The sequence below is a fragment of the Candidatus Poribacteria bacterium genome (assembly GCA_016866785.1).
Taxonomy (GTDB): domain Bacteria; phylum Poribacteria; class WGA-4E.
In genome coordinates, this window is record VGLH01000123.1 from 1 (window position 1) to 12,181 (window position 12,181).

16 protein-coding genes are annotated in these 12,181 nt (G+C 62.3%); 2 read left to right on the top strand and 14 right to left on the bottom strand.

The window, feature by feature from the left end; genetic code table 11:
• On the top strand, nt 1-185 hold a 185-nt coding region (locus tag FJZ36_15155; protein MBM3216239.1), incomplete at its 5' end, for a restriction endonuclease subunit S.
• Nucleotides 182-3,196 carry a type I restriction endonuclease subunit R gene (locus FJZ36_15160; protein MBM3216240.1) on the top strand — a complete coding sequence of 1,005 codons (3,015 nt, stop codon included), beginning with the start codon at nt 182-184 and terminating at the stop codon, nt 3,194-3,196. The genes FJZ36_15155 and FJZ36_15160, both read left to right, overlap by 4 nt.
• Nucleotides 3,197-3,966: 770 nt before the next feature.
• On the opposite strand, the gene FJZ36_15165 is transcribed toward FJZ36_15160, so the two are convergent.
• From FJZ36_15165 to FJZ36_15230, 14 genes are all read right to left on the bottom strand, one after another.
• The gene (locus FJZ36_15165; protein ID MBM3216241.1) at nt 3,967-4,293 is read right to left on the bottom strand and encodes a hypothetical protein; all 327 of its coding nucleotides are present in this window, start codon (nt 4,291-4,293) and stop codon (nt 3,967-3,969) included.
• Nucleotides 4,294-4,305: 12 nt separating this feature from the next.
• On the bottom strand, nt 4,306-4,653 hold the full coding sequence (locus FJZ36_15170) for a hypothetical protein (GenBank protein MBM3216242.1): 348 nt from the start codon (nt 4,651-4,653) through the stop codon (nt 4,306-4,308).
• A 59-nt stretch (nt 4,654-4,712) separates the two neighbouring features.
• The gene (locus tag FJZ36_15175) at nt 4,713-6,005 is read right to left on the bottom strand and encodes a hypothetical protein (protein ID MBM3216243.1); all 1,293 of its coding nucleotides are present in this window, start codon (nt 6,003-6,005) and stop codon (nt 4,713-4,715) included.
• Complete coding sequence (locus FJZ36_15180) at nt 6,002-7,030, bottom strand: hypothetical protein (protein MBM3216244.1); 1,029 nt, start codon at nt 7,028-7,030, stop codon at nt 6,002-6,004. The genes FJZ36_15175 and FJZ36_15180 overlap by 4 nt, the downstream gene beginning before the upstream one ends.
• On the bottom strand, nt 7,017-7,259 hold the full coding sequence (locus FJZ36_15185; protein MBM3216245.1) for a hypothetical protein: 243 nt from the start codon (nt 7,257-7,259) through the stop codon (nt 7,017-7,019). The genes FJZ36_15180 and FJZ36_15185 overlap by 14 nt, the downstream gene beginning before the upstream one ends.
• Nucleotides 7,256-7,489: a helix-turn-helix transcriptional regulator gene (locus FJZ36_15190; protein ID MBM3216246.1), complete on the bottom strand. Its 234-nt coding sequence runs from the start codon at nt 7,487-7,489 to the stop codon at nt 7,256-7,258. The genes FJZ36_15185 and FJZ36_15190 overlap by 4 nt, the downstream gene beginning before the upstream one ends.
• A gap of 91 nt (nt 7,490-7,580) precedes the next feature.
• On the bottom strand, nt 7,581-8,048 hold the full coding sequence (locus FJZ36_15195; protein ID MBM3216247.1) for a hypothetical protein: 468 nt from the start codon (nt 8,046-8,048) through the stop codon (nt 7,581-7,583).
• A gap of 60 nt (nt 8,049-8,108) precedes the next feature.
• A complete protein-coding gene (locus FJZ36_15200; GenBank protein ID MBM3216248.1) occupies nt 8,109-8,324 on the bottom strand; it encodes a hypothetical protein in 216 nt (71 codons plus the stop codon).
• Between the two features lie 13 nt (nt 8,325-8,337).
• On the bottom strand, nt 8,338-8,562 hold the full coding sequence (locus tag FJZ36_15205; GenBank protein ID MBM3216249.1) for a hypothetical protein: 225 nt from the start codon (nt 8,560-8,562) through the stop codon (nt 8,338-8,340).
• A 39-nt stretch (nt 8,563-8,601) separates the two neighbouring features.
• The gene (locus FJZ36_15210) at nt 8,602-9,297 is read right to left on the bottom strand and encodes a hypothetical protein (protein ID MBM3216250.1); all 696 of its coding nucleotides are present in this window, start codon (nt 9,295-9,297) and stop codon (nt 8,602-8,604) included.
• Nucleotides 9,294-10,235 carry a DNA cytosine methyltransferase gene (locus FJZ36_15215; protein ID MBM3216251.1) on the bottom strand — a complete coding sequence of 314 codons (942 nt, stop codon included), beginning with the start codon at nt 10,233-10,235 and terminating at the stop codon, nt 9,294-9,296. The genes FJZ36_15210 and FJZ36_15215 overlap by 4 nt, the downstream gene beginning before the upstream one ends.
• Before the next feature lie 67 nt (nt 10,236-10,302).
• Nucleotides 10,303-10,869: a hypothetical protein gene (locus FJZ36_15220; protein MBM3216252.1), complete on the bottom strand. Its 567-nt coding sequence runs from the start codon at nt 10,867-10,869 to the stop codon at nt 10,303-10,305.
• A 2-nt stretch (nt 10,870-10,871) separates the two neighbouring features.
• Nucleotides 10,872-11,162: a hypothetical protein gene (locus FJZ36_15225; protein MBM3216253.1), complete on the bottom strand. Its 291-nt coding sequence runs from the start codon at nt 11,160-11,162 to the stop codon at nt 10,872-10,874.
• Between the two features lie 219 nt (nt 11,163-11,381).
• A complete protein-coding gene (locus FJZ36_15230; protein ID MBM3216254.1) occupies nt 11,382-11,798 on the bottom strand; it encodes a hypothetical protein in 417 nt (138 codons plus the stop codon).
• Nucleotides 11,799-12,181: the final 383 nt, after the last annotated feature.

Consider the following 12,181-nt stretch of genomic DNA (forward strand, 5'->3'; position numbering starts at 1 on the left):
TCTTGATACTTCCCTCATACTCAGAGCAACGCGCCATCGCCGCCTTCCTCGACCGAGAGACCGCGAAGATGGACGCCCTCATCGCCAAGATACGCGAAGCCATCGAGCGATTGGCGGAATATCGGGTCGCCCTCATTTCCGCCGCAGTAACCGGCAGGATTGACGTGCGGCAGGAGGTCGCATGACCCCTGACATCTCCGAGCGCGCCTTCGAAGAGGCCATCGAGTGCGCGTTGCTCCGTCACGGGCCCGATGCCTACGACGAAGACGAGAACATCGTCCGCGAAGCCGCGACGCTCTACGGCGGCTATCACAAGCGTTCTCCAGACGATTACGACCGGACTCTATGCCTCATCCCGCGCGACGTTGTGGACTTCATCCTCGCGACCCAGCCGAAGGAGTGGCAGAAACTCAGCCAGCACCACGGCGCGGGAGTCCAAGAGAAGTTCGTCAAGCGCGTGTCCTCTGAGATTGCGCGGCGTGGCGCGCTCGACATCCTGCGGAGCGGTGTCAAAGACTCCGGGTGCAAGCTCAGCCTCGCGTATTTCCGTCCTGTGAGCGGACTCAACGAGGAGACGCAGCGTCTTCACGCGGGCAATATCTTCTCGGTTGTGCGCCAAGTTCATTGCAGCACGAAGAACGAAAAGAGCCTCGATCTTACGCTCTTCCTGAACGGCATTCCGATCTTCACCGCGGAGCTGAAGAACCCGTTCACGGGTCAGACGGTCAACGATGCGATGCGTCAATACCGAACCGACCGCGATCCGCGGGAACCGCTTTTCGCCTACGGTCGCTGTCTCGCGCATTTCGCAGTCGACCCGGATCGGGTCTTCGTCACAACGCATCTCGCCGGAGCGAAGACGCGCTTCCTTCCGTTCAATCAAGGCTGTTTCGGCGGAGCCGGAAACCCGCCCGTGTCGCCAACTCAGAAAGGCTACGCGACACGCTATCTGTGGGAGGAAACGTGGGCGCGCGACAGCGTGCTCGATCTCGTTCGTCAGTTCATTCACGAGGTAGAAGACGAGGACGACAAGGGGAAGAAGACGGGACATCGCTACATCATCTTCCCGCGCTACCAGCAGCTAGACTGCGTGCGCCGACTCGTATCGCACGCACGCGGTATGGGAACGGGCCAACGCTACCTGATTCAGCACTCGGCAGGGAGCGGCAAGAGCTTCACGATCGCTTGGCTTGCCCACCAGCTCGCGACGCTCCACGACGCGACGGACCGGAAGGTCTTCGATACCGTCGTCGTCATCACCGACCGTCGCGTGTTGGATCGCCAACTCCAATCCACGATGAAGCAGTTCGAGCAGACCCTCGGCGTGGTGGAGAATATTGACCAGACTTCGCGTCAGCTCAAAGACGCGCTCGAGTCGGGCAAACTGATCATCGTCACGACGCTCCAGAAGTTCCCTGTAATCGCGAAGGAGATCAGCGAACTGCCCGGAAAGCAGTTCGCCGTGATCGTTGACGAGGCGCATTCCTCCCAATCTGGGGAAAGCACCAAGAGCCTCAAGTCCGTGCTCGCCTCCGGGTCGTTGGAGGACGCGGAATGGCAGGAATCCGACGCGGAGACTCCTGAAGAGGAGCTGGAGCGCCTCATCCTCGCCGATATGGAGAAGCGCGGACGACTGCCCAACGTCTCGACATTTGCCTTCACCGCCACGCCCAAGCCGAAGACGCTCGAACTCTTCGGGACGCCGCGCGACGACGGCGGGTTCGAGCCCTTCCACCTGTACAGTATGCGTCAGGCGATTGAAGAGGGTTTCATCCTCGACGTGCTCGCGAACTACACGACCTACAACGCTTATTGGCGATTGCTCAAGACGATCGAGGACGACCCGCGTTACGACAAGAAGAAGGCGGAGTTCCTGCTCAAGTCGTTCGTCGAGCTGCACCCACACGCGATCCTCGAGAAGGTGAAGATCCTGGTCGAACACTTTGCCGCTCAGGTACAGGGAGAGATCGGCGGCAAGGCGAAGGCGATGATCGTCACGCGCTCGCGCCTGCACGCGGTTCGGTACAAGTTGACAGTGGACAGGTATCTCGCGGAGCGCGGGTATCCGTTCAAAGCACTCGTGGCATTTTCGGGAACCGTCCAGGACGGCGGGCAATCCTACACGGAATCCGGCATGAACGGCTTTTCGGAGAAGCAGACAGCCAAGACCTTCGAGCAACCCGAAGTTCGCTTCCTCATCGTGGCCAACAAATTCCAGACGGGATTTGATCAACCGCTCCTGCACTCGATGTACGTGGACAAGAAACTCGGCGGCGTGAACGCGGTTCAGACGTTGTCGCGTCTCAACCGCGCGCATCCCGAAAAGCGCGGGTGCACCGTGCTCGACTTCGCCAACGAGGCGGACGACATCCGATTTGCTTTCGAGCCGTACTACGAGACGACGATCCTTTCGGAGGCGACCGATCCGAACCTGCTTTACGAGATTCAGTACCGGTTAGCGGCGTTTCCGGTCTATTTCGACGCCGATGTGGACGGCTTCGCGCGCGTCTTCTTCGGCAAAACGTCCGCACAAGATCAGCTGTATGCCGCGCTGGCTCCGACCGTGGAACGCTTTCGCGGATTGTCCGAGGAAGAACAACAGGACTTTATCGGACAAATCACGGACTATGTTCGACTCTACGCCTTCCTTGCCCAGGTGCTGACCTTCACCGACGTTGACCTCGGAAAGCTCTACGTCTTCGCCCGTCATCTATGGCGACTTTTGCCCACGAACCGCGCCGAACTGCCGCTCGACGTGCAACGAAACATTGATATGGAGTCCTACCGCATTCAGGAGACGAGTAGCGGTCGAATCGCACTCGAACGCCGGGCGGGCCTCCTCGATCCCGTCGGCACGAAAGGCGCGTACGGGATTCCGCAGGAGGAGCTCGAAGCGCTGTCTCGCATCATCGCCGAGTTGAACGAGCGCTTCGGGATCAACCTCGGTCCGGAACACCACGTGACGCTCAATCAGATGATGCAGAAGCTCGATGCTGACGCCGGGCTCGCTGTGGCCGCGAAGGTCAACACGCCGGAGAACGTGCGACTGACGTTCGACACGAAGGTCAATCACGTGATTCAGGAGATCGTCGACACGAACTTCGACCTGTACAAGCGAATCACGGACGATCATGCGTTTGGCGAAGCTCTCAAGGACTTTCTGTTCGAGCAGTACCTTCAGTCGCATCGGACCTAGATGCTGGGTGCCCATCCCGTCCCTTACAGGGCAACTTCGCAGATGGCCAAGCATGGGTGACGCTTGGCGCACCCTAGTGCTGATCCGGGGCCAGACCATCACTTGCGGTGTGTGCTTGGGTGTTCCGTGGTCGCGGTAGCCAACTCTTGGACGTGCGATGGTGTCTGAGGCGCGACGGTTCTGTTCCAGCGCTCGGCGGTCTACGATGCAAGTGCGGGAGTGTGGCCCTGAGGAGCGAATCTGGTGGAAGAAGTATTGTGGTGGTAGGCGACCTACGCTTGACACCCGTCCACTCCAAGCCCAAGTGTGAAGGATGCCTTCGAAATCTCCTCTTTCAAGCCGGCTTAGCACGCGGGTGAAGGTCGCTGCACAAGGCGTTCTGGATGGCCCATACCCCAAAGGTTGCGCTTACTCAGAGCAGCGCCGTACCCACTCCACGACCGCCGAGACGCTCGCGCAGTAGAGGAACGGCGAAGCACGACTGCAGCTGCATCGCCACCAGAGGCTGGCCGCCCTCCGACGCTTGGTGCGGACCCGACACACGTAGTCTCTCTGCAAATAATGGAAGTCGCTGCATCGTGATGGTCTCTTGCCTGCTCACGTGCCGTCGCGACTCCGCCATCGGTCAACCATCCATGACCCAAACCTGTTGTCGGTATCCTCGTGTTGGTGTGCAACGCACTCCCACGGTATACTGCCTGCAACCTGTGTTCAATGGTTTGGGTTCTGTCTCGGCGGCTGCCGTGTGGCAGCCGACCGAGCTTCTCGTCTCACTTGCCGGTACTTCCCCACAACCGGAACAGCTCCGGCTCCATACCTGCATAGATGGACGGATTCCCATGGATGTAGGTGAGAATCTGTCCGACACCGCTTTCTGACTCCGGGAATGCCTCATCCAGCGCTACGGTGGCGTCAAGGTTCACCACGGCTAGAGTCCTGTCCATCGTGTCATCGATGAGGTAGAGCGTCGTCCTCTCCGGGAGCGGGGCGCCCAGCATGACGCCTAGACCGCCGCTGGCGTCGATCATGTAGGCGTTGTCCGCAACGTGCGTGAGCGCGATCCAGCGTGGCTTGGGGCTGTCGCCCGGTCTTTTCATCGGGGTCTCCTTCTAGGCGGCTGGGCTTGGCTCGTCGCCAACCTCGCCCGCGTCGCCGTCTTCGTCGCCGAAAGCGTCCTGCGTGGCGGCTTCGAGACGCGCTGTAAGATCGACTATCGCGGTCGTGATGGCCATGCCGACGGCGCCGATCTGCTCCTGGATCCCGCACAGGACTGCGAGGGTCGCGTTCCTCTGCGCGATCTCACAGCGGATCGTTGCCGGGAGTGACGGGGCCGCGCGAAGTCGGTCGAGTTCTTGAGTGATCGGATCGAGCACGGCTTGCGTGCGGCGGCTCAGCGCGTCGATCTCCCGCGCAAGCCACTCGTCCGGCGCCGTGTCGTCCGAGCGTTCGGGCTTCATGTCGTCCCCTCTCAAACGTCGGCACTTACGCGCAAGTGCCGACGTTTGTTCGTGGCTCGCTACGGTTCGGCGATATCCACGATCATGTCCTCAATGACGGTGATCTTCCCGGCGACCAGCGTGACCACGCGCGCGGTGCCGTCGAGCTCCGCCTGAATGTCGAACCGATAGCGCTCCACACCGGGAAGAAGAACCTCGGTGTCCTCGCTTGTCAGCTCGACTCGGACTTCATCCGCCGACAGGACTTCCGCCTCGATTGCGAAGCTGTGCGACTCGCCGTATGCCGTCCTCGCGGAGAACGTGATCGTCGCACCGGTCAGGTCGGGCGCGTTCTCGAACGTGAAGTCGAGACTGCGCCCGTCGTCGGCGGCATAGTCGTCGCCGCGCACGAGGCTAACGGCTGATCCTGTTACGAGCGGGCTTCGGATCGTCACGCTCGCCACACCGATCATGTCCGTTCGGGTCTGAATGGCTCCTAGACGGTTCAGCGCCGCGCCGGTGGATCCCGCCGCGACATGACCCGACAACGCCTCATCGTGAACCGCGTCCGCGATGTCTGCTGCGCTGTCCGGCGCGGTATAGTCCGCGTCCGCAAGTCGGCTGGACACGGCAACGTCGAGCTTGGCGGAAGTTCCGTCCATCGCCGTCACCACGTCCGCTGCGCTGTGGCTCGACCGGCTGGACACCGTCGCGTCGAGCTTCGCGCTGTTCGTGTCAAGCTCTGTGCGTATCTCCGCGACGGTCGGGACCGCCTGCACGGATGCTTCAAGGGCGAGCGCAGACACGTCCGCCTTGAAGTCCGCGACCGACGTTACCGCCGCATCGTTCACGTCGCGCACGTCCGACAGCACGAGCGGAGTCGCGTCGGAGTTGAAGTTGAGCTTGTCCGTCTTTGCCTTGACTGCCGTGATTCCGCTGTTGTCCGGCGCGGTGTATCCCGCAGTCGCAAGCCTGCTGGTGATCGCCGCGTCGATGTACGCCAGCACGGTCGTCGTGAGTTCCGTTCGCGGGTCGTGTCCCACGAGACGCAGGGCGAGGGGCGGCACAATCGCGCCCGTGAACGTCCCCCCAATCACCACGTAGTCGGCCCCCGCCAGCAGCGCGGCGTTCGGCACGTCGAGCCGATAGACGCCGTTGGCGATGTGCTTGAATCCCCCCTCGGCGTATGCCGCCTCGTCGCTGGCAAGTGCCGCGAGACTGATCGCGGTCTTCGTCCCCGTCCCGCCGCGCTTGTACCACAGGGCTGCGCCCGCCGAGCCGTTCGTCAACGTGGTGATCGGCAGGAACGTCGCACTGTCGAGGATGTGAAGCTGCACGCTGAACGACTGCGTTCCGACTTTGATCGGCGTCATGCGGCGAACCCTCCTCCCATCTGAGCCAAGAACAGAGGCAAGCCCTTCGCGGGCAGGGTGTAGGTCACGACCAGCTTGGGGTCGGTTGAGGTGCCCGTTTGGTCAGCGTAGTAGCCTTGCCATCGCGTCGTCTGGTTGCTAGCCCAGGTTCCAGTGAATGAGTTGTTCAGGTCCCATCCGCCGCGTAGCCCAAAGCGCGAAATCCCCGTCTTGCTCACGTTGGCTCTGCCGTTGCTGTCCAACGTGAAGTCTTGATACCCCGTTGTCGAAAGAGAGCTGTATGCGACCGTCGCGAAGGCCACGGCTCCAAGCTGTCCGTAGTCTGCCGAGACCAACGAGTTGTTCGCGGCTGGCGTCGCCGCGACCACGTTCGCCGAGTCCGTCCCAAGGCCCGACGCTTTGAGGCTTCCTCTCCAGCTCAGTACCGCGGCGGAAAGCGTTGCCGAACTTCCGAGCGCGGACGTGCTGAAGGTGAAAATGGATCGGTAAAGCTGTGAGAAGACATTGCTCGTAGTACTCGCTAGAAGCCGGTACAGAGAAGCGTCGATGCCGAAAGCATCTACGCCCGTGCCTGCGCCGTCGCGGATGGCGCTGAACGTTCCCGATGTGCCACGGAATACCTGGCCGTCACAGGTCGTATTCCCCCCGCCGGCCCCCGGCTGCGGGTAGACCGTCAGCGTGTCCGCCCACGCGACGCGCACGCCCAACGGCGACCACGCGGCGCGAACGATCTCGCCGACCCGCTCCCAACGCGGCAACACGCTGAACCGGAGCCGCTTGCCGAACTTCTCGTGCGTGCGGAAGTCCGTCGTGAGGGTCACAGGCTCGCCGCGACGAACGCTCCGAAGCCACGGGATCAACGGCTCCGTCGTCCACGTGACGGCGTGCGGCTGAATCCCCACGACCCAGCACCTTGCGGGCAGGTCGCCGTCGATGCGCAGAAGCCGCCTCCCCGCCCTCGTGTTGGCGAGCGCGAGCATCGCGCCCTGATGCCGCGCGAACCACTCGCCGTCAAAGGGTTCCATGCGCGACCTCCTGCTCCAGAGCGTCCGCCGCCTGCTCGTCGGACAAGTGACCGGCGCGGATGATAAGACCGGCTCCGAGGACCGCGCGACTCAGGCAGACCTCGACGACCTCGCCGCTGTCCTCATCGACCGCCTCGCCATACTCGACCTCGTAGCGAACCCAGTCGATGCGCGTCGTGCTGTCCGCATCGACCCGCTGAATGGCGCGGATTTCGACCTCGACGCTCATGGCGCTCCCCGCCTTCTGGAACGCCGCCAACGCGGTTCCGCCGCCCAGCGAATCTCGTGGATCCCGCGCCCGACCGCCGAGGCGAGACGCGCGGCGTCGTCAATCGCTGGCGGTTGGTTGCCGCGTTCTATCTGGCTGATCGTCTGCTGGGATATCCCGGTTCGCTTCGCCAAGCACGCCTGGCTCAGGCCGCGCAACGTGCGGGCTTCTCGCAAGGTGGGCGTGTTCATCTGGCTTGGGTTCCTTCTTGTCCGGCGGAACCGGGTCGGGAGTAACGTTTCCGAGGAATCCGTGACTCCCGACCGTCGCCCGCTTGCCGAGTTAGACGCGGTCGCTCTGGTCGCCGTTGACCTCTGCCGTCCGGTCGATCTCGACCTCCGCGCCCTGTGTCCTAAGCCACTCCGTGTCCAGACGCAACTGCAGGTCGTGCGTCGCCGACTTGAACGCGCTCTGGAGGTCGCCGCCGAACCGCTTTGCCATCACCGTGAGCCCATCGACGACAGACTCCGCTGCTCCCGCTTCGGCGCTCGCCGTGAGGGTCACGACCCAACCGACCGGCTTCAGATCGCCGCCTTCTTGGTACTTCCCGGCGAACGCGAAGCACTCGCGGTTTGGCTGCTGCAGAAGCAAGCCGAGAAGTCCCGCGACGCCCTCCGCGTTTCGCACGTCGAAGAAGACCTGCTGCTTGGCCGTGATCGTCGTCTTCTCGACGCTCATCCGGTCACGGGGGTGGGGTTTCCGGTGCAACTGCTCCTTCGGAATCTCGGTCTGCGTTCCCTTGCGTGCCATGTGGCGGCCCTTTCGGTTTGGGTTCCGTTGCCGAACAACGCGGCCCCGCTGCCGACCGCGCTACGGTCTCTCCTGTTCGAGAGCGGCGATGCGCTTTTCGATGCAGTGCGCCTCCGTAAGCAATGTGTGAAAGCGCTTCAGGAGCCTTTCCCTCTCTGGCTTACCAAAGGTGAGGTCGCTCAACCGCTCACACTCTGCGATCTCCGCCCTCACTCGTTTGAGTGCGGGACGTAGCAGCCGTAGCCGCTTCCCGCGTTCGCTCAGTTCACCGACCATTGGAGTCTCCTTCCTACGCGCCGCCCGTCTCTGCGACTGCGGCAGGTGTGCCATCGTCAGCGACGTGATGCGGATGGCGTTTGTAGTTCAGGTCCATCGCCAACCGATACCAGACTGCGACCTCATTGAAGCTGGGGGTCGTCATCTGGAACAGCCGGACGAAGATATCAGGAGCCGAATCCTTGTTGAGGATGATGGTCGCGTCGCTGCCGTCCGGTGCTGTGGCGGGAATCGTCACCGGAAGATCAGCGCCTTGCCCCGGTTCTGGACGAAACATCTATGAGCCCCCCACAGCTTCGAGGGCGGGCGCCGTGCCGCGCAGAATCGCCGACCTCGCCTGGATGGTTGCCAGAGCATCATCCAAAGCGTCGAGCGCGCTTTCGACTTTGGCGCACGTCTCGTAGACGGCTCTGAGGTGCGCCGCCCGGGTCTGGTCGCCGTTCGCCCGAACGAACATCTGGGCCTTGATGATCCGGTCTTCCTCGGCGAACGCCTCCTTGCTCCAGCGCTCGAAGGCGTCGCGCACGAACTGGATGCTCCCCTTGGTGTTGTTGAAGTAGTTTGCCACTTGCGGGTCGGAGAAGTGGGGTGGCTGCTTCTGGAGTGTCGTTGCGGTCTGGGTTCCGGTTTCCATCGTGTCGTCCTTTCCTGGGGAAATGTCCCCCACTGGGTATTCGGTTACTGGGATGCGGCCCATCATCCGCCGCCAAAGCTCCTCGTTGCTCTCGTCATGGGCGGCTACGCACACAGGCACGATAGGCCAGCTCGGCGTGGCGATGGGGATGTCGATGCCGATGTAGTTCCCCACGTCTGCCAGGATCCCCTGGATCTCGCGGACCGCCCCCTCAGTCTCGTTGACGAACGCGACCGCGAACCCGGGCATCAACCGTTCCCGCGAACTGCGGGCGATGCGGAAGACCCGGTGAAGTTGCTCGACTGCCTGCTGAAGATGCTCGGGCGTCTCGATGCTCATGTTCGTCTCCTAGAATACCGTGGCGCTTGCGACACCTGCTCAACCGCGTAAGCGTCCTCGGCGACGCCATCCTGCTGGGTCACCATGTCTCGTCTCCATCTCCCATCAGTCCGGCGGTCGGACGCCGCCAGCATCCTGCGCCCAAGCCACTCCGCCACGGGGACAGTTACGGCATTGCCGAACTGTCGATACCGGGTGGTATCGGGTAGCCAGTCATTCCATCCGTCAGGGAACCCCTGGAGCCGCCCCCATTCTGCCGGTGTGAACCTACGTACTGGCGGCGAGCTCACGACGAGGGCGAGTTCGCCTCTATGTCCGGCAGGTCGGTTTCCGCCGCCCGCGTTTCCAGTAAGTGTCGCAGATACGGCTCTACCCGGTCCCCGTTCGTGTCCGCGCGACGTAACATGCCTCGACATGCTTTGGGGCTCAAAGAGTACTGAGGCGGCACGTCCGTCTCCAAGATGTCCGACAATGTAGACTCTACGGCGTCGCTGGGGCACGCCGAAGTGCTGAGAGTCCAGTACTCGCCATGCGACGCCATACCGGAGTTCTTCCAGCCCTGAAAGGACTTCGGCAAAGTCCCGTCCGCCGTTTGACGATAGTAGACCGGGGACATTCTCGATGAGCACCCACTCTGGACGATGCGCCGCAAGAACTCGTTGGAACTCGAACCAGAGCCCTGATGCCGCTCCAGCCAGTCCTTTGCGGCGACCGGCAACTGACAAGTCTTGGCAGGGGAATCCACCGCAAACAAGGTCGGCTGTCGGCTCTCCACCGGTTATGTCCCTCACGTCCTTGTAAAGGGGAACCTTGAACTGCGCGGTCAAGACCTTCGCGCAGTTCGCGTCCGATTCGCATTGCCAGCGACACACCAGGCCCGCTCGTTCCAAGCCTAGATCGAATCCGCCGATGCCTGTGAACAGGCTGGCGAACGTCATGGCGGATGGAAACGGTGCGCGATGGGTCACGTCCGCGCTCCCTGGGAAGCGCTGTGTATCCACCAGATCACCATGTCTCGACCCCATCGCCGTCACTCCGGCGGTCGGCATTGCGCAGACGCGCCTCACAGGGCAGATTGCGGATGCCCCACTCTGCCCGTTCCATGTCTATCAGCCGCTCCCGGTTGAGACTCCAGTTCCGCGCAGACTCGACCTCGTTCATCAACGCCCGCATCTCGGCGAAGTGGTCGGCTTCAAACCTCGCCGATACCTTCACGACCCGCCCCGACCAGCGCGGACCATAATACCTGTCCTTAATCCGCACCAGGGTCACGAGCCCCCAGCGGTCAAGCTCGTCGGGGGCGATGACGCCTTTCGGGGCGAAGTAGTACCGATAGACGCCCATGCCGATTCCCAGGCGAGCCGCCTTGTGGCGGTCCGCTAGGAAGTCTTGCCGCGTCAGCTTCACCTCGATCAGCGTGCTGAGTACTAGGCTTCCGTCGAGCTTGAACCCAATGGCGTCGGCACGCTCCGACGGCGTGCCGCGCTCCCGCAGGACGCACGTTGACCGCCCCGACAGCCATTTCAGGGCTGCCCGCGTCAGCACGTCAGTCGTTACGGCGTCAGCGGTCATGGTCAGCCCTCCGTTTGCAGCTTGTCCCACAGCATCATGGCAACGTTGGCAACATCCACGAGCTCGGCTGCGAGCGCACGCCGGTTGAACGGCGTGCCGTAGAGCACGTAGTCGCTGATCGCCGTCACGACCTCGGCGTGTTCCTCCGCCAGCTTCCAAGCGAGCCAGCGGCTATCAACGTTGTCCCAGCCGCCCTTGCGTTCGTGCATCCGCATCGTCTCCAGCATCGCGTCCGCGAACGCCCGGACGGATTGCTCGACGCGCATCGGGTCGTAACCGGCTACGGTGTTCATGCCTGCCCCTTCGTTTCCGCGAGCATCGTATTAGCTTGGTCGTAGCCTTCGAGGACTTTGCTCGGCTCTCCCGCCCTCTGCGGCTCGATGGGCTGTGCCAGTATGTCGCGCGGATACCATGCACCTTCAGCATCCGCTCAACCTCGCCGATAAGTTCAGCGTTGTCGGGCGATGCCTCGCTGATGATGCACGACGCCGACACCGACCAAACCCGCGCCGCTACTGAGGTTCCGTATTTCGTGGTGTTCTCGCGCACGCCAGACCGCGAACCTCGGCAGTCAGTTCCCGGATCGCCCCCGCAACGTCTCGGAGACCGAGGACGATCTGCTCGGTGTTCCGCAGACTCACAAGCGCCTGCCCAATCCCCACGTCGCAATGAGCCGCCACACCGACCGAAGCAAGGTCTGCCCACGTCAGATGCTTCAGCTCGTCCCAACCGATCTTCACCATGCCGTCGCCCTTACCATCCCCCCGCTCCCCGGCGTCCGGTAGCAGAATCTCCTGAAGGTGCATCACGACCTGACGCGCCTGCCGAACCCGAGCGTCCATCAGTTCCGCGAAACCCTCGACCGTGTGACCCTGCGGAAGCGGAGTATCCGCCGATGCCTGCTCCGAACCCGTCGGTTCCTCTGCCATAGCCCGACTCCCTTCTCATGTGCGCGCCATCTGTCCAACTTCTGCACACCTGCGGACTCGCTCTATGCGCGGCGAGCGCGTTCCGTTTGGCTCGCCCGACCCCAGTTTATGAGACCCATTCGCATATTCCATGTTTCTGACTCGAAATACCGATTTCCGGGGCTGAATATTCGGCGCGAAAAATGCCGAAAACCCCGAAAAATCGCTCGGAAAATACGTCAGTGACGTATTTATCGTCGGAGAAAATACGCCAATGGCGTATTTTTCCGCCCGATTCTACAAGATGGGGGTATTTTCCGAGCGCCACTTCGCCGCCTCCGAGAGTCGGTTTTTTCGAGTGTTTCGCGTGACTGATAACGTTTAGATTATTCATCGACCGCCGT

What these genes read in the sequence shown, in the direction of transcription:
- FJZ36_15230 (MBM3216254.1), bottom strand. Translation starts at nt 11,798, where the DNA reads ATGGCAGAGGAACCGACGGGTTCGGAGCAGGCATCGGCGGATACTCCG.
- FJZ36_15170 (MBM3216242.1), bottom strand. Translation starts at nt 4,653, where the DNA reads ATGAAGCCCGAACGCTCGGACGACACGGCGCCGGACGAGTGGCTTGCG.
- FJZ36_15210 (MBM3216250.1), bottom strand. Translation starts at nt 9,297, where the DNA reads ATGAGCATCGAGACGCCCGAGCATCTTCAGCAGGCAGTCGAGCAACTT.
- FJZ36_15190 (MBM3216246.1), bottom strand. Translation starts at nt 7,489, where the DNA reads ATGAACACGCCCACCTTGCGAGAAGCCCGCACGTTGCGCGGCCTGAGC.
- FJZ36_15200 (MBM3216248.1), bottom strand. Translation starts at nt 8,324, where the DNA reads ATGGTCGGTGAACTGAGCGAACGCGGGAAGCGGCTACGGCTGCTACGT.
- FJZ36_15175 (MBM3216243.1), bottom strand. Translation starts at nt 6,005, where the DNA reads ATGACGCCGATCAAAGTCGGAACGCAGTCGTTCAGCGTGCAGCTTCAC.
- FJZ36_15225 (MBM3216253.1), bottom strand. Translation starts at nt 11,162, where the DNA reads ATGAACACCGTAGCCGGTTACGACCCGATGCGCGTCGAGCAATCCGTC.
- FJZ36_15165 (MBM3216241.1), bottom strand. Translation starts at nt 4,293, where the DNA reads ATGAAAAGACCGGGCGACAGCCCCAAGCCACGCTGGATCGCGCTCACG.
- FJZ36_15180 (MBM3216244.1), bottom strand. Translation starts at nt 7,030, where the DNA reads ATGGAACCCTTTGACGGCGAGTGGTTCGCGCGGCATCAGGGCGCGATG.
- FJZ36_15220 (MBM3216252.1), bottom strand. Translation starts at nt 10,869, where the DNA reads ATGACCGCTGACGCCGTAACGACTGACGTGCTGACGCGGGCAGCCCTG.
- FJZ36_15160 (MBM3216240.1), top strand. Translation starts at nt 182, where the DNA reads ATGACCCCTGACATCTCCGAGCGCGCCTTCGAAGAGGCCATCGAGTGC.
- FJZ36_15185 (MBM3216245.1), bottom strand. Translation starts at nt 7,259, where the DNA reads ATGAGCGTCGAGGTCGAAATCCGCGCCATTCAGCGGGTCGATGCGGAC.
- FJZ36_15215 (MBM3216251.1), bottom strand. Translation starts at nt 10,235, where the DNA reads ATGACGTTCGCCAGCCTGTTCACAGGCATCGGCGGATTCGATCTAGGC.
- FJZ36_15195 (MBM3216247.1), bottom strand. Translation starts at nt 8,048, where the DNA reads ATGGCACGCAAGGGAACGCAGACCGAGATTCCGAAGGAGCAGTTGCAC.